Annotated in this window: 23 protein-coding genes; 17 read left to right on the top strand and 6 right to left on the bottom strand. The window is 72.6% G+C overall.

Translation table 11 applies throughout. The features are described 5' to 3' along the window. Positions 1–168: 168 nt before the first annotated feature. The 3 genes from HF526_RS36855 to HF526_RS08990 are packed head-to-tail and all read left to right on the top strand — an operon-like array spanning position 169 to position 3,373. The gene (locus HF526_RS36855) at positions 169–1,926 is read left to right on the top strand and encodes a SpoIIE family protein phosphatase (RefSeq protein WP_169380885.1); all 1,758 of its coding nucleotides are present in this window, start codon (positions 169–171) and stop codon (positions 1,924–1,926) included. Continuing rightward, the gene (locus HF526_RS08985) at positions 1,923–2,996 is read left to right on the top strand and encodes a cobalamin B12-binding domain-containing protein (RefSeq protein WP_211176974.1); all 1,074 of its coding nucleotides are present in this window, start codon (positions 1,923–1,925) and stop codon (positions 2,994–2,996) included. Before HF526_RS36855 ends, HF526_RS08985 begins: the two co-directional genes overlap by 4 nt. Next, positions 2,993–3,373: an anti-sigma factor antagonist gene (locus HF526_RS08990; protein WP_169380886.1), complete on the top strand. Its 381-nt coding sequence runs from the start codon at positions 2,993–2,995 to the stop codon at positions 3,371–3,373. The genes HF526_RS08985 and HF526_RS08990 overlap by 4 nt, the downstream gene beginning before the upstream one ends. Positions 3,374–3,531: 158 nt before the next feature. Here HF526_RS08990 and panE read toward each other — a convergent pair whose 3' ends face one another. Further along, entirely contained in the window at positions 3,532–4,452 is a 921-nt protein-coding gene (gene panE / locus HF526_RS08995) for a 2-dehydropantoate 2-reductase (protein ID WP_169380887.1), read from the bottom strand. Positions 4,453–4,548: 96 nt separating this feature from the next. Here panE and HF526_RS09000 point away from each other — a divergent pair, with 96 nt between their 5' ends. After that, entirely contained in the window at positions 4,549–5,193 is a 645-nt protein-coding gene (locus HF526_RS09000; RefSeq protein ID WP_169380888.1) for a class I SAM-dependent methyltransferase, read from the top strand. Between the two features lie 17 nt (positions 5,194–5,210). Here HF526_RS09000 and HF526_RS09005 read toward each other — a convergent pair whose 3' ends face one another. Further along, a complete protein-coding gene (locus HF526_RS09005) occupies positions 5,211–5,984 on the bottom strand; it encodes an IclR family transcriptional regulator (RefSeq protein WP_169380889.1) in 774 nt (257 codons plus the stop codon). A 105-nt stretch (positions 5,985–6,089) separates the two neighbouring features. Here HF526_RS09005 and HF526_RS09010 point away from each other — a divergent pair, with 105 nt between their 5' ends. Genes HF526_RS09010 through HF526_RS09045 form a run of 8 tightly spaced genes read left to right on the top strand, consistent with a single transcriptional unit; the run spans position 6,090 to position 13,974 of the window. Continuing rightward, entirely contained in the window at positions 6,090–7,376 is a 1,287-nt protein-coding gene (locus HF526_RS09010) for a Rieske 2Fe-2S domain-containing protein (RefSeq protein WP_169380890.1), read from the top strand. A gap of 52 nt (positions 7,377–7,428) precedes the next feature. Continuing rightward, positions 7,429–8,514: an ABC transporter substrate-binding protein gene (locus HF526_RS09015; RefSeq protein WP_169380891.1), complete on the top strand. Its 1,086-nt coding sequence runs from the start codon at positions 7,429–7,431 to the stop codon at positions 8,512–8,514. Positions 8,515–8,544: 30 nt separating this feature from the next. Beyond that, positions 8,545–9,387 carry an ABC transporter permease gene (locus HF526_RS09020; RefSeq protein WP_211176975.1) on the top strand — a complete coding sequence of 281 codons (843 nt, stop codon included), beginning with the start codon at positions 8,545–8,547 and terminating at the stop codon, positions 9,385–9,387. A 44-nt stretch (positions 9,388–9,431) separates the two neighbouring features. Continuing rightward, on the top strand, positions 9,432–10,295 hold the full coding sequence (locus HF526_RS09025; RefSeq protein WP_169380892.1) for an ATP-binding cassette domain-containing protein: 864 nt from the start codon (positions 9,432–9,434) through the stop codon (positions 10,293–10,295). Next, the gene (locus HF526_RS09030) at positions 10,292–11,401 is read left to right on the top strand and encodes an alcohol dehydrogenase catalytic domain-containing protein (protein WP_169380893.1); all 1,110 of its coding nucleotides are present in this window, start codon (positions 10,292–10,294) and stop codon (positions 11,399–11,401) included. The genes HF526_RS09025 and HF526_RS09030 overlap by 4 nt, the downstream gene beginning before the upstream one ends. After that, a complete protein-coding gene (locus HF526_RS09035; RefSeq protein ID WP_169380894.1) occupies positions 11,398–11,826 on the top strand; it encodes a hypothetical protein in 429 nt (142 codons plus the stop codon). Before HF526_RS09030 ends, HF526_RS09035 begins: the two co-directional genes overlap by 4 nt. Before the next feature lies 1 nt (position 11,827). Beyond that, positions 11,828–12,793, top strand: a complete 966-nt coding sequence (locus tag HF526_RS09040; RefSeq protein ID WP_420821604.1) for a PDR/VanB family oxidoreductase — start codon at positions 11,828–11,830, stop codon at positions 12,791–12,793. Continuing rightward, positions 12,790–13,974 carry an MFS transporter gene (locus HF526_RS09045; RefSeq protein WP_169380895.1) on the top strand — a complete coding sequence of 395 codons (1,185 nt, stop codon included), beginning with the start codon at positions 12,790–12,792 and terminating at the stop codon, positions 13,972–13,974. Before HF526_RS09040 ends, HF526_RS09045 begins: the two co-directional genes overlap by 4 nt. Positions 13,975–14,105: 131 nt before the next feature. On the opposite strand, the gene nthB is transcribed toward HF526_RS09045, so the two are convergent. Continuing rightward, complete coding sequence (gene nthB / locus HF526_RS09050; protein WP_169380896.1) at positions 14,106–14,780, bottom strand: nitrile hydratase subunit beta; 675 nt, start codon at positions 14,778–14,780, stop codon at positions 14,106–14,108. Beyond that, positions 14,777–15,370, bottom strand: coding sequence for a nitrile hydratase subunit alpha (gene nthA, locus HF526_RS09055; protein WP_338051374.1), 594 nt, complete (start codon positions 15,368–15,370; stop codon positions 14,777–14,779). The genes nthB and nthA overlap by 4 nt, the downstream gene beginning before the upstream one ends. Before the next feature lie 59 nt (positions 15,371–15,429). On the opposite strand from nthA, the gene HF526_RS09060 reads away from it, so the two are divergent. Then, entirely contained in the window at positions 15,430–16,404 is a 975-nt protein-coding gene (locus tag HF526_RS09060) for a threo-3-hydroxy-L-aspartate ammonia-lyase (protein WP_169380897.1), read from the top strand. 37 nt (positions 16,405–16,441) lie between these two features. Here HF526_RS09060 and HF526_RS09065 read toward each other — a convergent pair whose 3' ends face one another. Both HF526_RS09065 and HF526_RS09070 read right to left on the bottom strand, forming a co-directional pair. Next, positions 16,442–16,918, bottom strand: a complete 477-nt coding sequence (locus HF526_RS09065; protein ID WP_169380898.1) for a 2Fe-2S iron-sulfur cluster-binding protein — start codon at positions 16,916–16,918, stop codon at positions 16,442–16,444. Between the two features lie 9 nt (positions 16,919–16,927). Beyond that, the gene (locus HF526_RS09070) at positions 16,928–19,207 is read right to left on the bottom strand and encodes a molybdopterin cofactor-binding domain-containing protein (protein ID WP_239028475.1); all 2,280 of its coding nucleotides are present in this window, start codon (positions 19,205–19,207) and stop codon (positions 16,928–16,930) included. 529 nt (positions 19,208–19,736) lie between these two features. Between HF526_RS09070 and HF526_RS09075 the strand changes: the two genes are divergently transcribed. The 4 genes from HF526_RS09075 (at position 19,737) to HF526_RS09090 (ending at position 23,123) form a co-directional block, all read left to right on the top strand. Further along, positions 19,737–20,456 carry an SDR family oxidoreductase gene (locus tag HF526_RS09075; protein ID WP_338051375.1) on the top strand — a complete coding sequence of 240 codons (720 nt, stop codon included), beginning with the start codon at positions 19,737–19,739 and terminating at the stop codon, positions 20,454–20,456. A gap of 208 nt (positions 20,457–20,664) precedes the next feature. Then, on the top strand, positions 20,665–21,117 hold the full coding sequence (locus HF526_RS09080) for a histone-like nucleoid-structuring protein Lsr2 (RefSeq protein ID WP_169380901.1): 453 nt from the start codon (positions 20,665–20,667) through the stop codon (positions 21,115–21,117). Positions 21,118–21,241: 124 nt separating this feature from the next. Continuing rightward, positions 21,242–22,195, top strand: a complete 954-nt coding sequence (locus HF526_RS09085) for a phosphoribulokinase (protein ID WP_169380902.1) — start codon at positions 21,242–21,244, stop codon at positions 22,193–22,195. 31 nt (positions 22,196–22,226) lie between these two features. Continuing rightward, positions 22,227–23,123 carry a LysR substrate-binding domain-containing protein gene (locus HF526_RS09090; RefSeq protein WP_169380903.1) on the top strand — a complete coding sequence of 299 codons (897 nt, stop codon included), beginning with the start codon at positions 22,227–22,229 and terminating at the stop codon, positions 23,121–23,123. The last annotated feature ends 1 nt before the right edge of the window (position 23,124 follow it).

Here is a 23,124-nt window from a genome sequence, read left to right on the forward strand (position 1 = left end):
CGTGGTACCCCGGGGCCGATCCCCTTATTCCGAACCGGTGCAGCGAGCCACATCCTGAACCTTTCGGGTGCGGCGTCTAGCCTCGGCCCCGAGGATCCGCTCGATGGCCGGGGTGGGTGCCATCAAGCGGAGGGATCGCGATTGATCTGTCGGGGTAAGGACACCGATGTGGACCGGGTCACCGCCGGGCTCGGCGGCGGGGCCGTCGAGGAGGCCGGCGGTGACCCGGCCACGTCGGTCGGCGTTCCGATCGCACCTGTCATCCCACCGGATCCGGTCGACCCCCCGCAGCGGAGCCTGGCCGATCTGTTGCTCGACGGCTCCGACAGCGGTGTGCTGGCCTGCGACGAGCGCGGTGTGGTGCGGGTGGTCAATGCCGCGGCGACCCGGCTGGTGCCCGGTCTTCGGGTCGGTGAGCTGCTCGCCGCGGCCGGGCCGGCCGCGCTCACCGCGGACTCCGGGGCCGGCGCCGCGCAGGTCGACCTCGACCTCGACGGCCGGTTCCTGGCCGCGCGGCGGCAGCCACTGCCGGACGGCTGGACCGCCTGGCACATCCAGGACGTCACCGAACAGCACACCCGGATGGACAGCCTGCTCGCCGAGCGGGCGCGCTCCCGCTTCCTGGCGGCCGCCAGTCGTCGCCTCGGACTGTCTCTGCACCCGGGCCGCACGGCACGCACCGTGGCGGAACTGGCCGTTGTGGAACTGGCCGACGCCGCGGTCGTCGTGCGGCCGGTGCAGACCGGCGTGGTCGAGTGGGTCCGGTGCGAGCGCGCCGGGCCGCCGACCTCCGGCCGGCTCGCCGTGGCCGACCTGCCGGCGCCGGTCGCGGACGCGCTCAGCGGCCTGGAGGACGGGCCGCGGCCGCTGCCGGTCGAGCACGCCGAGATCCCGTGGACCCCGCCTCCGCCGTCCGGCCCACTACAGGCGGCCGTGATGCCGCTGCCCGGCAACGGGGTGCCTGCGGGGGCGCTGGTGCTGGTGCGCCGGGAGGGCGAGGCAGCCGCGGCGGAGGAGGTCGACGCGGCCCTGGCCGAGGAGTTCGCCCAGCGGGGCGGCATCGCCCTCGCCGCGGCCGCGCTGTACGCCCAGCAGGCCAGGACCGCCGCGGTGCTCAAACGAAGCCTGCTGCAACCGTCGTTGCCGACGCTGCCCGGGATGACCTTCGGCGCCGCCTACCGCCCCGCCGAGCAGGGCCTGCTGATCGGCGGCGACTTCTACGACGTGCACCCCGACCCCGGCGGCAGGGTGATGTTCCTGCTCGGCGACGTGTGCGGCAAGGGCGTCGACGCCGCGGTCAGCACCGGGCAGTTGCGGCAGTCGGTGCAGGCGCTGCGCCGGCTGGAGCGCGACCCGGTCCGGCTGCTCGAACTGCTCAACGCCACGATGCTCGAGACGATGCCGGAGGACGCCGACCCGAGCTTCGCCACGGTCGTGCTCGGTGCGGCGACCCCGACGGCGGGGGGCGGGCTGCGCCTGGAACTCGCCGGCGGTGGGCACCAGCCGCCGCTGATCGTGCGCCGCGACGGCGTCGAGATGGTCGAGATCGGCGGAATGCTGGTCGGCGCGGTGCCGTCGGCCCGGTTCCGGTCCCGCACCGTCGACCTGGCCCCCGGTGAGGCCTGCGTGCTCTACACCGACGGGGTCACCGAGGCCCGCGGCGGGCCGGACGGCCGCCAGACCTTCGACGAGCAGCGGGTGGCCGATCTGTTGTCCGGCTGCCACGTCATGCCGGCGCCGGCGATCGCCGAGCGCGTCGAGCTGCACACCACCCGCTGGCTCGCCAGTGGGCACCATGACGACATCGCCGTCCTGGTGATCCAGGCGCCGCTGCCGGCGAGCCCGCCGCGCACCGGCAGCACCCGCAGGCACCTGCACTCCGTTCAACCGACCCGGCCCGATCCGAGCGCGGAGGAGACCGCTTGACCACCGCCCTGCCTCCGACCACCTCCGACGGTCTCGTCGACCAGGCCGCCGAGGAGTTCTTCGACGCTCTCGGCCGCGCCGACGAACAGCACGCCGTCGACATCGCCACGGGGTTGCTGGACGCGGGGGCGACGACGGAACAGGTGCTGCTGCGGCTGGTCGGCGGCGCTCAGGAACGGGTGGGGCTGCTGTGGCAGACGGCGGAGTGGAGCGTGGCCCAGGAGCACGCCGCGACCGCCGTCAACGAGCGGGTCGTCGCCGCCGTCGGAGCACGCACCCGGGGTACGGCCGAGCGCGGCCACGTCGTGCTGGGTTGCCTGGACGGGGAGTGGCATACCCTGCCGGGGCGGATCGTGGCCGAGGTCCTGCGGGTGCACGGCTGGCGGGTGACCTTCCTGGGCGCCAGCGTCCCGGCCGCCCACCTGGTGTCCTACCTGCATCTGCACGGTCCGGACGTCGTCGCGGTGAGCTGTGCGCTGCCGGCGCACCTGCCCACCGCCCACCAGACGATCATCGCGGCGCAGCGCACCGGCACCCCGGTGCTGGCCGGCGGTGCCGGGTTCGGCGCGCAGGGTCGGTGGGCCCGCCGACTCGGGGTGGACGCGTGGGCGGGCACCGCAGCCGAGGCGGCGGCGCTGCTCGACCGGCAACCCTGGGCGGCTCCCGCGCCGGCGGGCGAGGGTTTCAACGGGCCGGAGTACGCCGGCCTGACCGAGCGCCGTCGCCGGCTGATCGGATCGGCTGTGGCCCGCCTGCACGGCTTCTCCCCGCTGGCCGGTCCGCACGACCATCCGCCGGACGCGGGCGTCGAGGACGACATCGCGCAGGTCCTGGACTTCCTCGCCGCCGCCGTCTACCTGACCGACCGCGATCTGTTCGTCGAGTACCTGGGCTGGCTCGCCGGTGTCCTGGAGGCCCGGAACGCGCCCGCCGCGGGCCTGGACGCCGTGCCGGAGGTGTTCCACGCCGGGCTGCACGACTTCCCGTTCGCGCAGGACTGCCTGGCCGACGGCCGCACGCTGCTGGCCGGTTCCCATCCCGGCCCCGCCACCGGGAGGTCCCCGCGGTGAGCACCCCGCCCGACCTGCTGCGCATCGAGTCGTCGATCGAAGGGCGCTCGCCGTGCATCACCCTGCACGGCGAGCTGGACCACCGCACCGCGCCCGTGCTCGAGGAGCACGTGCGCCGGGCCCTGGACACCGCGCACCCCCACCTGGTGTTCGACGTGAGGCTGTTGGTGTTCTGCGACTCCGCCGGGTTGTCCGTGCTGATCGGGGCCTACCGCCGCGCCACCCGGCACGGCGGGACGGTGGTCCTGCGCGGGCTGCACCCTTCGCTGCAGCGGGTGCTGCGGCTCACCGGAGTGGAGGCGCTGTTCACGATCCACCCGACTCGCGAGTCGGATGAGGTGCTCGACGCCCTCGGGGGACACGGCGAGCCCGCCTGACCAGCAGCACCCCCTCGCCGCCCCAGCCGCGCCCCCTGCCACGAACGGCACTTTCGTTCACACCTATGGAACGAAAGTGCCGTTCGTGAGAACTCGGGGGAAGGGAGGGGAGGGGAGGGGAGGGGCTCCCTTCGGCTCGTGACCCACCGCGGCCGGGGTCAGTGCGCGAGGCGATGCTGGTACACGGTGAGGTGGGTGAACGCGACCTCGAGCAGCGGCACCGCGACGCCGAGACGCCGGGCGCGGTCGATCAGGTCGCCCAGGATGTGGTCGACCTCGACGCTCTTGTCCTGCTGCAGGTCCCGGAACATCGACGAGGCCAATGCGGATCCGGGTTCGGTGAGGGTCGCCCGGATCCGCTCCAGCGCGCCGTCGCGAACCGAGTGGCCGGAGGCGGCTGCGACCGCGGCGCACTCGGCCAGGACCCGTCCGGCGAACTCCCGCCCGCCCGGCGCGGCCTCGATCTCCCCGACGGTGCCGCGCATCAGGCAGGTCGTGGCGGCGAGGCCGGCGAGGAACACCCACTTCTGCCACATCGCCGAGACGATGTCGGCCGACCGCCGGGCGGGGAACCCGGCTCCCCGCAGGTCCTCGTCGAGCGCGTCGATGCGGGTCGACCAGGGATCGCGCCGGTCGCCGTAGCACAGCTCCTGCAGGCCGCTGAGCTGGACGATGTGGCCGTCGGGATCGACCGTCGCCGCGATGAAGCACACCCCGCCGAGCACCGCGTCCGGGCCGAACCGGTCGTCGAGCACCTCGAGGTGACGCATCCCGTTCAGCACGGGCAGGATCATCGTGCCCGGTCCGACCGCGGGCGCCAGATCGGTGACGGCCTGCTCGAGCCCGTAGGCCTTGACCGCGAGGAGCACCAGGTCGAACGGCGAGCTCAGCTCGGACGAGGTGACCAGTTGCGGCGCCAGCGTGAGGTCGCCGTACGGGCTGACGATGCGCAGCCCGTCGGCGTCGAGTTGTTTGGCCCGGGCCGGGCGGACCAGGAAGGTGACGTCCCGCCCGGCGGCGGCCAGCCGCCCACCGAAGTAGCCGCCGGTCGCGCCGGCCCCGACGACGAGGATCCTCATCGCATGCCTCCTGTGCCGGCCACGACGGTAGTCACTGCGCCGTCGGCATGGCAGGGTCGTCCGATCAGCGGACGGGCTACGGGGGGCGCGGAAGACATGGCCGCAGCACCGGCGGACTTCATCCGCGCGCACACCCGGCTCGCCGCGGCGCCGCACGTCCCGGAGATCACGCTGCACCTCGCCGACGACGTGTTCGCGCTGTGGGAGCAGATGGAGGCCGAGCTGGGCCGGACCGGGCTGCCGCCGCCGTTCTGGGGTGCGGCCTGGGCCGGTGGTCAGGCGCTCGCCCGCTACCTGCTCGACGCCCCCGGTCTGGTCGCAGGCCGGACCGTCCTCGACTTCGCGTCGGGCTGCGGGCTGGTCGCGATCGCGGCGGCGAAGGCCGGAGCCGCCGCCGTCACCGCCAACGAGATCGACGAGTACGCGGCCGTCGCCATCGCCCTGAACACCGCGATCAACGGGATCGACGTGACCTGCCTGCCCGCTGACGTGCTGGACCAGGATCCCCCGGATGCGGAGGTCGTACTGGCCGGCGACGTCTGTTACGACAAGAAGATGGCCGACCGGGTGCTGCCGTTCCTGGAGAAGGCCCGGGCCCGCGGATCCGAGGTGCTCGTCGGAGATCCCGGCCGGACCTACATGCCGAAGGGCCGGTTCGAGGCGCTGGCGGCCTACGACGTGCCGGTACCGGAGATGGAGGGCGTGGACATCCGCCGCTGCACGGTGTGGCGGCTGCCCTGAGGCGGTGCGCAGCGCGGTCAGAGCGTCCCGGACAGTGCCCGGCTGATCTGCTCGGCGGTCGCCCGGACGTGCGCCAGCACCTCCTGCTGCCGGGCCTCGTCGGTCCGGAAGATCGGGCACGGGGCCGACAGCGCGGCGATTCCGCGGCCGCCCTCCGCGATGCGCGCCGCCGCGGCCCAGACGCCCTCGTCGATCTCCTCGACGCTCGTCGCCCAGCCGTGCTCGGCGGCCAGCCGGACCTCCTTCTCGAACTCGGCGCGGCGCTCCGCCAGTGCCGGCTCGTGCCCGATCACCTGCTGCACGTAGGACCGCCGCTCCGGGGTGGCCAGCCCGCCGACCAGCACCTTGACGCTCGCCCCGTGCAGCGGGGGCAGTGACTGCCCCGGCTCGAACGACAGCCGCACCCGCCGCGACGCCTCCCACCGGTGCATGCACACCGGCCGGCCGCCGACCAGCTGCGCGATGAGCACCGTCTCGTCGATGGTCGCCACCAGGTCGCGCACGAACGGATCGGCGACCTCGATGAGGCCGGTGGCCGCCTGGGCCGCCTCGCCGAGGGAGAGCGTGCGCAGGGTCAGGTGGTAGCGGCCGCGCTCGGCCTCGGTGAGCAGGTCCCGCTCGCGCAGCAGGGCGACGTAGCGGTGTGCGGTCGGCAGCGGGATGCCGAGCTCCGCGGCGATCTCCTTGACGCTCCCGAACGGTCGGTTCGGCCGGAAGAAGAAGAGCACGTCGAGAGCCCGGTGCGCGCTCTCGGGCCCCGTGCTGCGGCCGGTCACGCTGCGTTCAGCCATGCGGCAACCCTTGACCCCTCTGGTGTGATCGCCAATACTCATCTCACAGAACGATGTGATGTTATCACAGAGCGATAATGAACGCGAGCTGGAGGCTGAGGGATCGTGCTCACCGAGCAGAACAACGAGCGGCTCGTCCGCACCGGGCCCGGCACCCCCATGGGAGAACTGTTCCGCCGGTACTGGATCCCGGCCCTGCTCGCGGAGGAGCTGCCCGGCCCGGACTGCGACCCGGTCCGTGTCCAGCTGCTCGGGGAGAAGCTCGTCGCGATCAAGGACACCCAGGGCCGGATCGGCCTGCTCGACGAGTTCTGCAGCCACCGCACCGCGTCGCTGTTCTTCGGCCGCAACGAGGAGTGCGGCCTGCGCTGCGCCTACCACGGCTGGAAGTACGACGTCGAGGGCAACTGCGTCGACATGCCCTCCGAGCCGGAGGGCAGCACGTTCGCGGAGAAGATCAAGCAGACCGCGTACCCGGGCGTCGAGCTCGGCGGGGTCATCTGGACCTACATGGGACCGAAGGGGACCGAGCCGCCGCTGCCCGAGCTGGAGTGGGCGGTGCTGCCGGAGCGCCACCGGTTCGTCTCCAAGCGCTGGCAGGAGTCGAACTACCTGCAGGCGATGGAGGGCGGGATCGACTCGAGCCACGTGTCGTTCGCGCACCGGTTCAACATCGACGACGACCCCATGCACGCCGGCACCGAGGGGCTCACGTACCTCAAGGCCGACACCCGGCCCAAGTTCGAGGTCGCGGAGTCCGACGGCGGCCTGGTCATCGGGGCCCGGCGCACCGTGGACGAGGACAACTACTACTGGCGGATCACCCAGTGGATCATGCCGTGGTACACGATCATCCCGCCGTTCGGCACGCACAACCCGCTGGGCGGGCACGCCTGGGTGCCGATCGACGACGAGAACTGCTGGGCCTGGAGCATCAACTACCACCCGGCGCGCCCGCTGACGGACAGCGAGCTGGACTCGATGCGCCGCGGCGAGGGCATCCACGTGAAGTATCTGCCCGGCACCTACCGGCCCCTCGCGAGCAAGGACAACGACTACCTCATCGACCGGGTCGCCCAGCGCGAGAAGCGGACCTTCTCCGGCGTCGAGGGCATCTCCATGCAGGACGCGTCCCTGCAGGAGAGCATGGGCGCGATCTGCGACCGCACCAAGGAGCGGCTCGGCACCAGCGACGCCGCGATCATCCTGGCCCGCCGCCGGCTGCTGGCCGCACTCGACGCCCGGACCGACGGTGAGCTGCCGCCCGGCGCCGATCCCGGGGACCAGCGGGTCCGGTCCACGTCGGTGATCCTGCCGAAGGCGGTGGCCTTCCAGGAGGGGGCGCGCGACGCCCTGGTCTCCGCGCCCGGCGAGAACTTCGTGTCCATCTGACCCGCTCGCTCCCACCACTGGCCTTGCGGCCGCGTCAAGGAGGACGCAGCTCATGAGAAGAACACGATCGATCACCGCCCGGTCGTCGGCCATCGGGGCCGCCGTCGCGGTGGCGCTGGCGGTCGCCGGCTGCGGCGGGGCCGCGCAGTCCGGCGGGGGCACCGACTGCGCCGGTCAGACCGTCCGGGCCGGCATCACCAACAGCACCAGCGACGCCCTGCTCTTCATCGCCCGGGACAAGGGTTACTTCTCCGGCGAGGGGCTGACGGTCGAGTTCGCACCGTTCGACTCCGCCGCGAAGATGATCGCTCCGCTCGGCAGCGGCCAGCTCGACGTCGGTGCCGGCGCCCCGTCGGCGGGCTTCTACAACGCCGTCGCGCGGGGCGTCACGCTGCGCATCGTCGCGGACAAGGGCTCGATGCCGCCCGGCTTCGGGTACATGCCGCTGCTGGTGCGAAAGAACCTGGTGGACAGCGGGAAGGTGAGGACGATCGCCGACCTGCGGGGGATGCGGGTCGCCGAACCCGCGCAGGCCACCGCCACCTCGTCCACACTCGCGGCGATCCTGCGCGCCGGCGGCCTGGGCTACAACGACGTCCAGCACACCTACGTCGGATTCCCCGAGCACGTCACGGGCCTGGAGAACGGCGCCGTCGACGCGAGCCTGACCACCGAGCCGTCCGCGACGATCGCGGAGCAGCGCGGGGTCGCGGTGCGTTTCGCGGACCCGGCGCAGTACTACGACCGCCAGCAGCTCGCGGTGCTGCTCTACAGCGGGGCGTTCAGCAAGGACCGGGCGGCGACGGCGCAATGCTTCATGAACGCCTACCTGCACGCGGCCCGCGACTTCGCGGCGGCGAGCAAGGGCGGGAAGCTCACCGGGCCGGGCGCCGACGAGATCGTCTCGATCGTGTCGAAGGCCATCAAGATCGATCCCGAGCTCTACCGCCGGTCGACCCCGAACTACGCGGACCCGGACGGTCACGTGAACGTCGCGAGCCTGAAGACCGACTACGAGTTCTTCCGCCAGCAGGGCGTGCTCGAGGCCGAGACCTCCGTCGATGCCCTCGTGGACGGCTCATTCGCCCAGAAGGCGGTCCGGAAGCTCGGCCCGGCCGCCGCCACCGGCGGTTCCTGACCGGCCCGATCGCACGAAAGAGGAGCTCGGATGTCCCCGACACTCGCCACCGACGCGGGCACCACGGCGACCGCGACCATGTCCCCGGTGAAGCGGACCCCCCGGCGGCGCTGGACGGCACGCGGGCGGGACCGCACCATCGCGGTGCTGACCCCGATCGTGTTGCTGGCGCTGTGGGAGGTGCTCGCCCGCACCGGCCTGATCGACGCCCGTTTCTTCCCCGCCCCGTCGAGCGTGTTCGACCGGATGGTTGCGCTGATGGCGTCGGGGGAGCTGTGGATCCACGTCGGCGCCAGCTTGCAGCGGCTCTTCCTCGGCTTCTGGCTGGGGCTGGTGCCGGCCATCGTCCTCGGTGTCGTGATGGGGCTGAACCGGTCGGTCCGGGCGGCGATCAGCCCGCTGGTGTCGGGCACCTACCCGATCCCGAAGAGCGCGCTGCTGCCGCTGATCCTGCTGATCTTCGGGCTGGGGGAGATGTCGAAGATCGTGATGGTGGCGATCGGCGTCTTCTACCCGGTCGTCATCAACACCATGGCCGGCGTGGTGCAGGTGTCGTCGATGCACTACGACGTCGCCCGCAACTTCGGGGCGGGTCGGTGGCAGGTGTTCCGCACCGTGGCCGTGCCCGGCGCGATGCCGAGCATCATGACCGGCATCGAGCTCGGAGCCGGCCTCGGCCTGATCCTCATCGCGATCGCCGAGATGGTGGGCGCGCAGACCGGCCTGGGCTTCATGATCTGGAACGCCTGGCAGCTCTACTCGGTCGAGACGATGTACGTCGGCCTGCTGGTGGTCGCGTTGATCGGGTTCGGCCTGTCCGCCCTGCTGGGCGCCCTCGGGCGCCTGCTCATGCCCTGGCAGCGGTCGTCGTGAGCGCCGCGAGCCCCGCCCTGTCCCAGGACCGGAAGGACCCGGCCGTGCCCACCACCCTGCCCGCAGCCGCCGCACCTGCCGCGCCGGCCCGGCCCAAGATCGGACTCGTGGGCGTGTCGAAGCGCTTCGCGGTGAACAACCGCGAGGTCGTCGCGCTCGACTCGGTCGACCTGGCGATCGAGCCCGGACAGTTCTTCATGATCGTCGGCCCCAGCGGCTGCGGGAAGACGACCCTGCTGCGGATCCTGGCCGGACTGGAACAGCCCACCGAGGGCGAGGTCACGCTGTCCGGGGCGAGCGGTGATCGCCCGGCCAACTCGATGATCTTCCAGGGCGACTCGATCTTCCCGTGGATGACGGTGCGCGAGAACGCGTCCTACGGGCTGCGGATGCGCAACCGGCCGGCGGGCGAGATCCGCGACGTCGTGGACCACTTCCTCGACAAGACCGGCCTCACGCAGTTCGCCGACGCCTACCCGCACCAGCTCTCCGGCGGCATGCGCCAGCGGGTGTCCATCGCGCGGGCCTTCGCCAACGATCCGGACGTGCTGCTGATGGACGAGCCGTTCTCCGCACTCGACGAGCAGAACAAGACGCTGCTGCAGGAGGAGCTGCTGCGGATCTGGGAGGAGACCCGCAAGACCGTCGTCTTCATCACCCACAGCGTCGACGAGGCCGTATCACTGGGGGACCGGATCATGGTCATGACCGCGCGGCCGGGCCGGGCGAAGGCGTTCGTCGACGTGCCGTTCGAGCGGCCCCGCAGCGTGCTCGAGCTGCGCCAGCGCCCGGAGTACGGCGAGATCGTCTACGACATCTGGCAGCACCTGCGCGACGAGGTCACCGCGAGCCAGCGGGCGAGCAAGGAGGCGGCCGTGGCCGGGCACCGCCGCGGGTGGCGCCGGTGACCCCGGCGACCGGCCTGGCCAGCGTCGCGCTGCCGTCGCGGCGCACGGAGTTGCGGGAGTTCGCGATCCCGCCGTGCGACGCGGACACCGGCTGGCTGCGGGTGGAGGCGTCCGGCATCTGCGGCACCGACGTCGCGCTGTACGCCAAGGGCGTGCCCGAGGCGTGCGTGCTCGGCCACCACGCGGTCGGTGAGGTCGTCGCGCTCGGCGACCGGGCCGCCCGGCGCTGGGGGGTCCACCCCGGCGACCACGTGGTGCTGGAGGAGTACCTGCCGTGCGGGCACTGCGCGCAGTGCCGGGCCGGGCGCTACCGGCTGTGCCCGGACACCGACCTGTGGCGCGGCGGGCGCCGGCTCGGCACCGTCGGCGTCGCCGAGGCGCCGTCGTTGTGGGGCGGCAACGCCCAGTACCTGCATCTGCCGGCCAACGCGGTCCTGCACCGGCTGCCCGCGGGACTGTCGACCGCGCTCGCGGTATGGGCGCTGCCGCTGGCCAACGCGCTGGACTGGACGCTCGGCGCCGGGGCGCTGCAGCCGGGGGAGGACGTCGTGGTGCTCGGGCCGGGCTATCACGGCCTCGCCGCGGTGGCCGCCGCCCGGCACGGCGGCGCGGCGACGGTGCTGGCCTGCGGGCTGGCCTCCGACCGGGCCCGGCTGCGGATCGCGCGTGACCTCGGCGCGGCCACGGCCGAGACCGGGCAGGAGGCCGCGACGCTGCGCGGGCTCACCGGTGACGGGCTCGCCGACGTGGTGTTCGACCTGGCCGGCGGCGACGCGGCCAGCGTGGCCACCGGCCTCGCGCTGCTGCGCCCGGGTGGGCGGCTGGTGATCGGCGGCATCAAGTCCCCCGCCGCGTTCGAGCTGGACGCGGCCGACCTGGTGCGCCGGGTGCTCACCGTCCGGGCCGTGCGCGGCCGGGCTCCCGAGCGCGTCGCTCAGGCGGTCGCGGTGCTCGGGTCCGGCGGTGCGGGGCTGGCCGCGGTCCCGACCGCGCACGTCGGGCTCGACGGAGTCGGGGAGATGCTCGACCGGCTCGCGGCGGGGCAGGGGCCGGACACCCCGCACGTCGTGGTCCGGCCGTGGCCGGACGGAGAGGAGACGCTGTGACCAGGAGGTCCTACGAGGCCCGGGTGGTGCTGGCCCCGCTCGGTGCGTCCGGCTCGGGTGTGGCGCGGGGATCTGCGGAGCTCGGACTGGAGGGCGTGGCGACCTACCAGGGGGCCGGCGGCAACGGCCACGGGCTGGAGGCGACCGCAGCCGGGGCCGACGTCGTGGTACTGCTCGCCGCCGATCTCACCGAGGTCGACGCGGCGTACGTCGACCGGATCGGCACCGTCGCCCGCCTCGCCGGCTGTCTCGTCGCCGCCGTCGTGGTGGATGACGGGCACGGGCCGCTGACCGGCCCGGGGATGACCTCGCTGCGCGAGGCCGTCGACATGCTCGTGGTGGTGCGCAGCGTGCGGCTCGCAGCGTCGTTCCTCGACGTGGTGCGGGGCGGCTCGGCGCCCCGGCCCAGCGCGCAGGGGGCGTGAGGTGACCGCAGTGCTCACCGCCGAGGCCCCAGCGGGCACCCGGACGCTGCTGGTCCAGCGCGCGAGCTGGGAGGCCGACGGCGTGCTGGCGCTGCGGCTGGTCGACCCGGGCGGCGCCGCGTTGCCGCAGTGGTCGCCCGGCGCGCACGTCGACCTGGTGCTGGCGTCGGGGCTGGTGCGCCAGTACTCGCTGTGCGGCGACCCTGCCGACCGGTCCTGCTATCTGGTCGCGGTCCGCCGGGAGCCGGCCGGGCGCGGCGGCTCCGCCGAGGTGCATGCGACCGCGCTCGTCGGCACCACGCTGGGCGTACGTGGCCCGCGCAACCGGTTCGAGCTCGTCGACGCTCCCGCCTACCTGCTGCTCGCCGGCGGCATCGGGATCACCCCACTGCTGCCCATGCTGGTCGAGATCCGCCGCCGCGGGCGGCCCTGCGAGCTCTGGTACGGCGGCCGTGACCGGGCGTCGATGCCGTTCGTGGACCGGTTGCGCCGCCTGCACCCGGACGGCGTGCACATCGTGCCGCAGGACGAGTGCGGTCTGCTCGACGTCGCCGGGCTCACCGCGGCCGCCGCCCCCGGCACGGCGGTCTACTGCTGCGGGCCGGAGGGGCTGCTGCGCGCCGCCGAGCAGGCCTGCGGCGAGCTGGACCTGCACACCGAGCGGTTCGCCGCCACGGCCGCGCCCGCGGTGGCGGCCGGGGGCGCGTTCGAGGTCGAGCTGCGCAGGTCCGGCACGGTGCTCGCGGTGCCCCCGGACCGGACACTGCTCGACGTCGTCCGGGCGGCGGGCGCCGACGTGCTGTCCTCCTGCGAGGACGGCTTCTGCGGCACCTGCGAGGTCCGGGTGCTCGACGGCGAGCCGGAGCACCACGACACGATCCTCAGCGCCGCCGAGCGGGGCCGCGGCGAGACGATGATGATCTGCGTCGGCCGCTCCCGCAGCCCGCGCCTCGTGCTCGACCTGTGAGCGCCCCTACCGAGGCGCCGCCACGGGGTTTCGCCACGCTGCTGGTCCTGACCATGGGCGCCGGTCCGCTGGCGCTCTACGCGATCACCGCGCTGTCGCCGTTGCTGGTGCACGACCTCGGGCTCTCGCGGGCGTCGCTGGGGGCGTTGGCCGGGGCCGCGTTCCTCGTCGCGGCGGTCTGCGCGGTGCTCGGTGGTTCGCTCGCCGACCGGGTGCCGGAGCGGCTGGTCACGGCGTTCGTGCTCGTCGGCGGGGGTGTGGCGCTCGGGCTGGTGACCGTCGCGTCCGGTCTGGGGTGGCTGCTGGCGGCCGTGGTCGTGTCGGGCGCGGCGCAGTCGTTGTCCAACCCGGTGACCAACCGGCTGGTGTCGGCGCACGTCCCGCCCGAGCGGCTGGGCCTGCTCGTCGGGGTCAAGCAGTCGGGGGTTCAGCTCGGACAGCTCGCGGCCGGCGCCGCGCTCCCCGGCCTCGCCGCGCTCGCCGGGTGGCGGACCGCGACCGCGTGCACCGCCGTCGTCGCGACGTCGGGGCTGTTGCTGGTCCGCCGCGCCGTGCCCGGACGCGTCGTCTCCGCCACCGGGGCGTCGCGGGGCGGCCGGGCGCGGATACCCGCGGACGTGTGGTGGTTGCTCGGCTACACCGTGCTCACTGCGTCCGCGCTGCAGGCGACCAACGTCTACCTGCCGTTGTTCGCGCACGACTCGCTCGGGATCGGCGTGGCCGTCGCCGGGGCGACCGCGGCGGTCGCGGGCGGGGCGGGCGTCGTGGCCCGTATCGGCTGGTCGCGGGTCGCCGGCGGGTCCGACGGCCAGCGCCCGCTGCTGATCGGCCTCGCGAGTGCCGCAGCCGGGGGAGCGTTGCTGCTGGTCGCCGCGGAGCGACTCGGGCTCGCCTGGCTGGTGTGGCCGGCGGCGCTGGTGCACGGGGCGACGGCGCTCGGGTCGAACGCGGTCGTCATGCTCGCCGTGGTGCGACGGGCCCGCGGGGGTGCCGTGGGTGGGGCATCGGCCGTGCTCGCCTTCGGCCTCTACGCGGGGTTCGCGACGGGGCCGGCGGTGTTCGGGCAGGCGGTGGACGGCAGCGTCCACTTCGCACCCGCCTGGGCGGTGGTGGCCGCCGTGTACCTGGCCGCGGCGCTCGTCGTGGCGGTCTGGGCCCGGGTGGCCCGGTCCACACCGTGAGCTGTCGGCCGACGGGCCCGACGTGGTCACCGTCGAGGGCCTGGCATCCGGCTGGCAGCTCTCCCCGGTGCGCCGACGGCCTGAGCGACGCCCGCCGAGCGTCACGTCACGGTGGTCTGCCCAAGATCGAACTACCGTGGTGCGGCACTCGCCGCTTCGAGGTAGCTCTCCCACGCGTCGATGGAGACGGTGAGGGTCGGGTCGGCGCCGCGGCCCCAGAGCTCGTGCGCGTCGAACCGGATCGTGTAGAGCCACTGGGGGTGCTCACCCGCGCCGTGGGCATTGGTGTCGGGCAGGACGAACACGCCGCGGACCGCCTCGATCACGCCGTGCTTGTCCCGGGCGTAGCGGGGCAGCCGGGTGTGCCCCGTCGGGTGCTCGTTGCGGGTGCGCACCGGGTCGCCGACCGCGAACCGGGCCGGCGCGGCCGCGGGCCGGTCGTAGGGCGTGCCCGCGGCCAGCAGCGCCGGGGTGTCGGCCGCGCCGAGCACCCGACGCACCGGCCGGCCCGGGCCGAGCGAGCGCCCGGCGGCCAGTTCCTCGGCGGAGACCAGGCCGTGGTCGACGAGGAGGCGCTCCAGCCCCTTCGTCCAGATCTCGTAGTAGGTCGAGCCGAGGTAGTCGGCCGGGTGCAGGCTCTCCCGCGCGTACCGGCTCGCGTCGATCGACCAGGTGCCCGTCGCGCCGGCGGCGAGGGTCAGCGCGAGCACCCGCTTCTCCCAGTCGGCGTGGAACCGGACGTCCTCGGGCTCGGGCTCGACCGGGCCGAACCCCATCGCCCCGCCGAGGTCCTGTGCGCCGTTCATCGGCCCGCCAATCCGGCGCCGATCATCGAGTCGCGGGTGACCAGTTCGGCGAGCTCGGCCTCGGAGAGATCCTCGGTGCCCGCGGGACGCATCGGCACGACGAGGTAGCGGATCTCGGCGGTGGAGTCCCACACCCGGATCCGGGTGGACGGATCGAGGGTGACGCCGAAGTCGGCGAGCACGCCGCGCGGGTCGATCACGGCGCGCGAGCGGTAGGCCGGCGACTTGTACCAGACCGGCGGCAGTCCGAGGACCGACCACGGGTAGCACGAGCACAGGGTGCAGACCACGAGGTTGTGCGTGGCCGTGGTGTTCTCGACCGCGACCATGTGCTCGCCCTGCCGCCCGGTGAACCCGAGCGAGGCGATCGCCGCGGTGGCGTCGGTGAGCAGCCAGGCGCGGTAGTCCGGGTCCACCCAGGACTTCGCGACGACCTGCGCGCCGTTGCGCGGCCCGACCTCCGACTCGTAGGTCCGGATGATGACGTCGAGCGCCGCCGGATCGACATAGCCCTTCTCGACGAGGATCGACTCGAGCGCCGCCACGCGGTGCGTGATGTCCGGACCGGGGACCTCAACGTCGCCTTGCACGATGGTGGAGGCTACCGGTGCGACATCTCGATCGCACCGGAGAACGGAGGCTCGCGCCGATGGTCGACACCGCCGTCACGATCCACGACGTCGAGGACGCCGCCGCGCGGATCCGCGGCGTGGCGCACCGGACGCCGGTCGTGCACTCGCGAACGATCGACGCCCTGGTCGGGGCCGAGGTCTTCCTCAAGTGCGAGAACCTGCAGCGGATCGGTGCGTTCAAGTTCCGCGGTGCCTACAACGCGATCTCGCGGTTGGCGCCCGAGCAGGTGCGGCGCGGCGTGGTCACCTACTCGTCGGGCAACCACGCCCAGGCCGTCGCGTTGGCGGCGCGCGAACTCGGCAGCCGGGCGGTCATCGTCATGCCCGGCGACGCGCCACCGATCAAGCTCGCGGCGACCGGCGGCTACGGTGCCGAGATCGTCAGCTACGACCGCTACACCGGCGACCGGGTCGCTATCGGGCAGCGGATCGCCGCGGAGCGCGGGCTCGCGATCATCCCGCCCTACGACCATCCGCACGTGATCGCCGGGCAGGGCACCGCCGGCCTCGAGCTGATCGAGGAGGTCGGGACGCTCGACGCCCTGGTGGCGCCGGTCGGGGGCGGCGGGCTGATGGCGGGGTGCGCCACCGCGGCGACGTCCTTCGACAGCCGCATCCGCATGATCGGCGTCGAGCCGGAGAACGGCGACGACACCCGGCGCTCGCTCGCCGCCGGCCACCGGGTGCGGATCCCGGTGCCCCGCACCATCGCCGACGGCCAGGCCGCCGAGACCCCTGGTGAGCTGACGTTCGCGATCAACCAGAAGCTGCTCGACGCCGTCGTGGTCGTCAGCGACGACGAGATCCGCGCCGCGATGGCCCTGGGGTTCGAGCGGCTGAAGATCGTCCTCGAACCCAGCGGCGCCACCGGGCTCGCCGCCCTGCTGGCCGGGCGCATCGAGTCGCTCCCGCGGCGCATCGGCGTCGTGCTCTCCGGCGGCAACATCGGGCTGGCCCAGTTCACGGCGCTGATGCAGACGGCCGGGTCGTGAGCCGGATCCGGAAGCACGCGGCGCCCGCGGAGCACTCCTACATCTTCTTGGCGCCCGCCTTGATGGCCTGGCGGATGCGGGAATAGGTGCCGCATCGGCAGATGTTGCGGATCTCGTCGAGGTCGTCGTCGGTGATGTCGCGGCCGGCGTCCCTCGCCTGCCTGACCTTCGCGACGGCGGTCATGATCTGACCCGGCTGGCAGTATCCGCACTGGGCGACGTCCATCTCGAGCCAGGCTTCCTGCATCGGGTGCAGGTCTTTGCCGACGGTCGCCGGCAGGCCCTCGATCGTGGTGATCTCGTCGGTGGGCGCGATCTTCGAGACCGGCACCGAACAGGGGTTGAACGCCTTGCCGTTGATGTGGCTGGTGCAGGCCTTGCAGACGTCCAGGCCGCAGCCGTACTTCGGGCCGTGAACGCCCAGCAGATCGCGCAGCACCCACAGCAGCCGGACGTCGTCGTCGCAGTCGACCGAGACCTGGTTGCCGTTCAGGGTGAAGGTGTGTGTCGGCACAGGGGCTCCTTAGTAGGCGTAGTCCAGGCCGTCGGTGGGTGACTGGGGCGACGACGGCTCCGCCGGATACGGCTCGAAGCCGAGGGTGTTGTGGTTGATCGGGAACGAGGTCGGCATGGTTCCCGTGGCCCGGGCGTAGGCGCAGGCGACCGCGGCGAACGCGGGCGCGACGGCCAGTTCGCCTGCGCCACCGGGCTTGCCCGTCGTGGTCGGCATGATGACGACCTGCATCTCCAGCGGTGTGTTCCACTGCCGCGTGTAGAAGTAGTTGTCCCAGCTGCCTTCGAGCGGGATGCCGTTCTTGATGTGCAGGCTCGAGGTGAGCGCCATGGCGATGCCGTCGTTCATGCCGCCGATCATCTGTGCTTCCAGCCCGCGGGGATTGATGGCAAGGCCCGGGTCGACCACGATCAACGCCTTCGTCACGCGTGGACCGGTCACCGCGTCCCGGATCTTCCGATTCACGGTTTCGGGCCGGCAGTCGACCTCGGCCAGGACCGCGATGGCCCCTCGATATTCCGAGTGCAGCCCGATTCCCTGCGCGACCCCGTCAGGAAGTGATTTACCCCAGTCGCCGACATCGACGGCCTTCTCCAGTACGGCCTTCAACCGGTCGTCCCTGAGGAACGCGCGGCGGAAGTCCACCGCATCCTGGCCCATCTTCGCGGCGAGTTGGTCGACGACGAGTTCCTGTGCACACACCACATTCGGCGAGTAGATGTTGCGCATGCTGCCGGTGTTGAACGTCAGCGGTACCTCGTTGAGCAGCTGCGTCGTGACGCCGAAGTTGTAGGGCGAGGACTGGGTCAGCTCGAAGATCGTCTGGGCGAAGCTCAGATTGCCGGCGATGGGCGCCTTGGCCGCCGTCGCGGTGATCATCTCTCCGAGTCCGTGGCTGAAGTCGGTCTGCACGCTGGTGTGCCGCTGCTCGTAGCTGACCACGTTTCCGCCCGCGTAGGTCGCGCGGATCTGGGCGAGGCACATCGGGTGGGTGCGGCCCTGCCGGAAGTCGTCGGTGCGCGACCACATCAGCTTGACCGGCTTGCCCATCTTCTGCGACGCCTCGGCCGCCTCGGCGGCCACGTCGTGGAACAGGTGGCGTCCGAACGAGCCGCCGCCCTGGGTCACGTGGATCGTGACGGCGCTCGTCGGGAGGCCGAGCATCTGCGCGATCTCCTCCTGGGCGTCGATCGGCACCTTGAGGCTCGCCCAGATCTCGGCACGGTCGCGCCGGACGTCGGCGACCGCGCAGTCGGGCTCCAGCGGGCTGTTGCTGGCGAATGCGAACGTGAACTCGGCGTCGATCGAGCTCGTCAGCAGCTTCGGCACCGCCAGTGGCAGGGCCGCCGCCTTGAGCTTGGCCAGCACGGTGTCGTCGGATTCGTCGTCGACCGTGCCGGGGCCCCAGGTCACGTCCAGCGCCCGGATCGCGTCGATGCACTGGCCGAAGGTCTCCCCGCGCACCGCGACGCCGTGGGTGATCGCCGCGATATCGGTGATGCCGGGCAACTTCTTGACCTCGTCGGCGTTGTTGACCGATGTCACCGTGCCGTTGATCGTCGGTGGCCGGCGCACCATCGTCGGCTTCGCGTTCGGGATCTCGAGGTCCATCGCGAACGTCTTGCGGCCCGTCACGATGTCGAGCGCGTCGATGCGGTTCTGCGGCCTGCCGAGGATCGTGAACTGCGACGAGGGCTTGAGCAGCACCGAGGTCGAGGTCAGCGTGGACACGGCGGCCGGGACCGCGAGCGATCCGTAGGTCGTTGTCTTCCCGCTCGGGTGCGTGACCACGCCGCCCTTCGTGCTCAGCTCGGAGGCCGGCACCTTCCACTGTGCCGCCGCGGTGTCGACCAATCGCTGCCGGGCGATCGCCGCCGCGGTACGGACCGGGACCCAGAGGCTGCGCATCGAGTTGGATCCGCCGGTGAGCTGGTTGAACACCAGTTCGGGACGGGCATCCGCCAGCGTGACGGTGACCTTGTCCAGCGGCAGGTCCATCTCATCGGCGATCATCATGGCGACCGCGGTGGTCATGCCCTGTCCCACCTCCGCGCGGGGCACCGCGAACGACGCGGTGCCGTCGGAGTTCACCTGGATCGAGATCAGGTGCGAGGTCGGCGCCGCGGCGAGGTCCTGGAGATCGCCGAGATCGAAAGCCTCCTCGGGCGCCGGGGCCGACGGAATCGCGGCCTCCGCCGAGTCGGGTTTGATCGATTCCCAGGTCACTCCGGCCGCCACCGCCAACGTCGGTGCTGCCAGTAGGTAACCGAGGAAGCGACGGCGGCCCATGTCGCGGCGTCCGGGGGCCGCTCGCAGGGGTGCACGGCGATGTGCGGGCATCGACAGTCCCTTCTTCTTGCCTGAACGGGAGAGCAGCGGGTGCCGTCAGGTCAGATGCCGACTCAACGAGCTATGTCAGCAGCGGATGCGACCGAATTGACAGCAGGAGCGGTAAAGGAGCATTTACGAACACGGAAAGTCACAAAATCGGCCGTGTGGGTGCCGGTCGGCATCCATGTAGAAGCGGGAGCAATCTGGCAGTGAGAGCGAATCGGCAGCTTTCGACCGGGGTCGTCGACGCTGCGGGCCTCCGGCGGATCACCCGGGCGTGTGTCGCTGTTCGTCCGCATGTCAGCCGGGCGACCGGAAGCACGCCCCCGGTGGCGATCGTGCGCACGTCAGGGCCCGGCCGCGCCCGGCGGCTGCGCCGCGACGCATGCATCCGGCCCTGGCGGGAACCATCCGGTGCCGACGGGCGGGGGTGCGCCTCAGTCCGGGCGCGATCGGCCGGACGGACCCGGACCCGGGAGGAGCAACGGTGGACGAAGCGTTGCGTGACAAGAAGATCGTCATCGTCGGAGGCGGCTCCGGCATCGGCAGGCGCATCGCCCGTGACGCCCTGGACCGGGGCGCTTCGGTCGTCCTCGCCGACCGCGACCAGGCCCGACTCGAGCAGTCCGCGGCCGAGCTGATCGGGGAGGTCGATACCGCCCGGCTCGATCTGGACGACGAAGGGTCCGTCATCGCGCTGGCCGAGCAGGTCGGGGAGCTCGACCACCTGGTGTCGCTGGCCGCGAACCACGCCAACGGGCCCGTCACCGAGCTTCGGCGAGACGCGATCGTGCGGGCCTTCGACGCCAAGGTCATCGGCGTGCTGCTGCTTGCCAAACATCTGGCCGGTCGCTTCCGCGACGGTGGCTCGATGCTGCTGTTCTCCGGCATCGCGGCGTGGAAGCCCGAACCGGGTTTGGTGGTCATGGCGACCACCAACGGTGCGGTGAGCTTCCTCGCCGGGGCGCTCGCCGTGGAACTGGCGCCGTTGCGCGTCAACGCACTGTCGCCCGGGATCGTCGATTCCGGGGCGTGGGACCACCTCGGCGCCGAGAAGGAGAAGATGTTCGCCGATGTCGCCGCGCGCATTCCGGCCCGGCGCATCGGGCGGCCTGCCGACATCTCCGCCGCGGCCCTGGTGGCCCTGGCCGACCCGTTCATGACCGGTGCCACGGTGCACGTCGACGGCGGTGGTCGGCTGGTCTGACTCCGCACGCGGGCGGGCGCCGCGAGAAAAGGCGCTGAATGTGCGCCGACGCTCCGTTCGACTCGTCGAATTTACTGAAACAATGGAGGATCTGTGATATGGGCGACAGTGTGCCTCCGGCCACGAGGGGGTTGTCGAGCTTGACAGGTCCGGTTGCCGCCGGAAAATCGACGGTAATCACTGCATGACTCGAAAGGCGGACGTCTCCATGTCTCAGAAGGTCGAAGTTCGGCTGATCGACGACGTCGATGGGTCGGAGGCGTCGACCACCGTCAGTTTCGCGCTCGACGGCCGGGACTACGAGATCGATCTGTCCGAGGACAACCGCAGGAGGCTGGACGACATGCTGCGGCCGTACCTGGCCGCGGCCCGTCGTGCAGGACGCCGGGCAGCGGCACCGGCGCGCGGACGGGTGACGTCCCCGGTCGATCGGGCTCATAACGACGCCGTCCGGGCCTGGGCCCGGGGGAACGGCCACCAGGTCTCCGCGCGCGGACGTATCCCGGCGCAGATCCTTCAGGCCTACGAGGCCCGCGACTCGGCCCCGGCCGCCGCGGCTGCTCCGGAGCAGCCGGCCGCCGAGGCGGCCGAGGCCCCGAAGAAGCGCACCCGCCGCGTGCAGGTGACCAACCCGTTCGCGCTGGACCAGGCGGCCAGCTAGCGCCGCACCGCCCGGATCCCCCGTCCGACCCCCACAGCGGGGGAGTCCGCGACGCCGCATCCCTCCTAGCCTCGGCACCTCCGAGTGGGCGACCGGACCGCCCGGGCCGGTGGGAGGTGCGGAGATGGCCGACAAGGCGATGCGGATGGCGCGTGCGGGCGCCTCTCGCCCGAGACCGGTGATGGTGGCCATCGCGGGCGACAGCGCCGCCGGTAAGACCACCCTGACGCGAGGACTGGTCGAGGCGCTGGGGCCACAGCGCTGCGCGTCACTGTGCGTGGACGACTACCACCGCTACGACCGGGTGGAGCGTCGGGGGTTGCCCTTCACCGCGTTGCACCCCGACTGCAACCACCTCGACATCATGGAGCAGCACCTGCAGTTGCTGGCCACGGGGCAGCCGGTGCTCAAACCGGTCTACGACCACGCCACCGGCCTGCTGACCCGCCCGGAGCGGGTGGAGCCGCGCGAGTTCATGATCGTCGAGGGACTGTTCCCGCTGCACAGCAGGCTGGCCCGCGCGTGCTTCGACGTGACCGTGTTCCTCGACCCGGCCGAGGACGTCCGCCGGGCCTGGAAGCTGGCCCGGGACACCGCCAGCCGCGGGTACTCCGCGGCGCAGGTGCTGGCGGAGCTGCAGCGGCGTGAGCCGGACTCGGCGGCGTACGTGCGGCCGCAGCGCCGGCACGCCGACATCGTGGTCCGGTTCGCCCCGATCCCGGTCCGCGACGACCCCCCGGGCACCCCGCTGTCCGCCGAGCTCCTCCTGCGCCCGACGATCCGGCACCCGGACCTGAGCGCCGTCCTGGCGCAGGCGGCGCCTGCCGAGGGGCTCCGGACGATGCACCTCAAGCTGGCCCGCGACACCGACGGCAGGCCCGTCGACACACTGCACGTGCACGGCTACGTCCCGACCGAGGAGAGCCGGACCCTGCAGAAGATCATCTGGGCGCAGCTCGACGAACCGGGGGAGGTTCCGGAGAGTCTGGGTCTGCTCGGCGGCTCCGGCGCCCGCAGCGAGCCGTTGGCGATCACCCAGCTGCTGCTGTTGCACCACGTACTGGAGGCCGGACGCTGAGCGCGCCGCTACGCAGCCCGGGGGATCACCGGTGACGCTGACCCAGATGCGCACGTTCCTCGCGGTGGCCGAGGCGGGTTCGGTGCGCGCCGCGGCCGACCGCCTGGTGGTGACCGCGTCGGCGGTCTCGGCGGCCCTGTCCGCCCTGCAGGACTCGCTGCGCGTGGAGCTGGTCTGCCGCGAGGGCCGCGGGCTGCGGCTGACCGCGGCCGGCGAGGTCTACGCCGGGTACGCCCAGCGGGTGCTCGGCCTGCTCGACGAGGCCCGGCTGGCCGCGGCGGGCGAGGCCGACCCGGAGCGCGGCACGGTCCGGCTGGCCGCCGTCACGAGCGCCGGGGAGCACGTCCTGCCCGCTCTGCTCGCCGGTTTCCGCGACCGCCATCCCGAGGCCGGGGTGCTGCTGGAGGTCGACAACCAGCAACGGGTACACACCCTGTTCGCCCGCAACGAGGTCGACCTGGCCATCGGGTCCCGCCCCGAGGACCTCGGCGTCGTGGTCGGCGTCCGTCCGAACGAGCTCATCGTGGTCGCGCCGGCGAAGCTGCTCGCCGAGAGCGGCGTGTCCCCGACCGTCCCCTGGCTCGGGCAGCAGACCTGGCTGCTGCGGGAGCGCGGCTCGAACACCCGGGCGAGCACCCAGGCGGTCCTCGCCGAGCTCGGGCTCACCCCGCGGACGATGACCGTCGGGTCCAACGGCGGCGTCCTCAAGTCGGTGCTGCTGGGCCTGGGGGTCACGCTGGTCTCCCGGGACGGCGTCGCGGCGGAACTGGCCTCGGGGGAGCTCGTCGAGGTCCCCACCGGGGCCACCCCGTTGCGACGGCCGCTGTTCCTGGCCGCGCACCGCGGGCGGTCGGCGGCGACAGCCGCCCTGCTCGTCCGCTGCGCGTGGGAGATCGGCACGTTCCAGCGCGTAGCACCGGCGTCCTGAC

The organism is Pseudonocardia acidicola (assembly GCF_012911935.1).
GTDB classification, from domain to species: Bacteria; Actinomycetota; Actinomycetes; order Mycobacteriales; family Pseudonocardiaceae; genus Pseudonocardia; species Pseudonocardia acidicola.

What these genes read in the sequence shown, in the direction of transcription:
- panE (WP_169380887.1), bottom strand. Translation starts at nt 4,452, where the DNA reads ATGAGGATCCTCGTCGTCGGGGCCGGCGCGACCGGCGGCTACTTCGGT.
- HF526_RS09000 (WP_169380888.1), top strand. Translation starts at nt 4,549, where the DNA reads ATGGCCGCAGCACCGGCGGACTTCATCCGCGCGCACACCCGGCTCGCC.
- HF526_RS09005 (WP_169380889.1), bottom strand. Translation starts at nt 5,984, where the DNA reads ATGGCTGAACGCAGCGTGACCGGCCGCAGCACGGGGCCCGAGAGCGCG.
- HF526_RS09015 (WP_169380891.1), top strand. Translation starts at nt 7,429, where the DNA reads ATGAGAAGAACACGATCGATCACCGCCCGGTCGTCGGCCATCGGGGCC.
- HF526_RS09020 (WP_211176975.1), top strand. Translation starts at nt 8,545, where the DNA reads ATGTCCCCGACACTCGCCACCGACGCGGGCACCACGGCGACCGCGACC.
- nthB (WP_169380896.1), bottom strand. Translation starts at nt 14,780, where the DNA reads ATGAACGGCGCACAGGACCTCGGCGGGGCGATGGGGTTCGGCCCGGTC.
- HF526_RS09060 (WP_169380897.1), top strand. Translation starts at nt 15,430, where the DNA reads ATGGTCGACACCGCCGTCACGATCCACGACGTCGAGGACGCCGCCGCG.
- HF526_RS09070 (WP_239028475.1), bottom strand. Translation starts at nt 19,207, where the DNA reads ATGGGCCGCCGTCGCTTCCTCGGTTACCTACTGGCAGCACCGACGTTG.
- HF526_RS09080 (WP_169380901.1), top strand. Translation starts at nt 20,665, where the DNA reads ATGTCTCAGAAGGTCGAAGTTCGGCTGATCGACGACGTCGATGGGTCG.
- HF526_RS09085 (WP_169380902.1), top strand. Translation starts at nt 21,242, where the DNA reads ATGGCCGACAAGGCGATGCGGATGGCGCGTGCGGGCGCCTCTCGCCCG.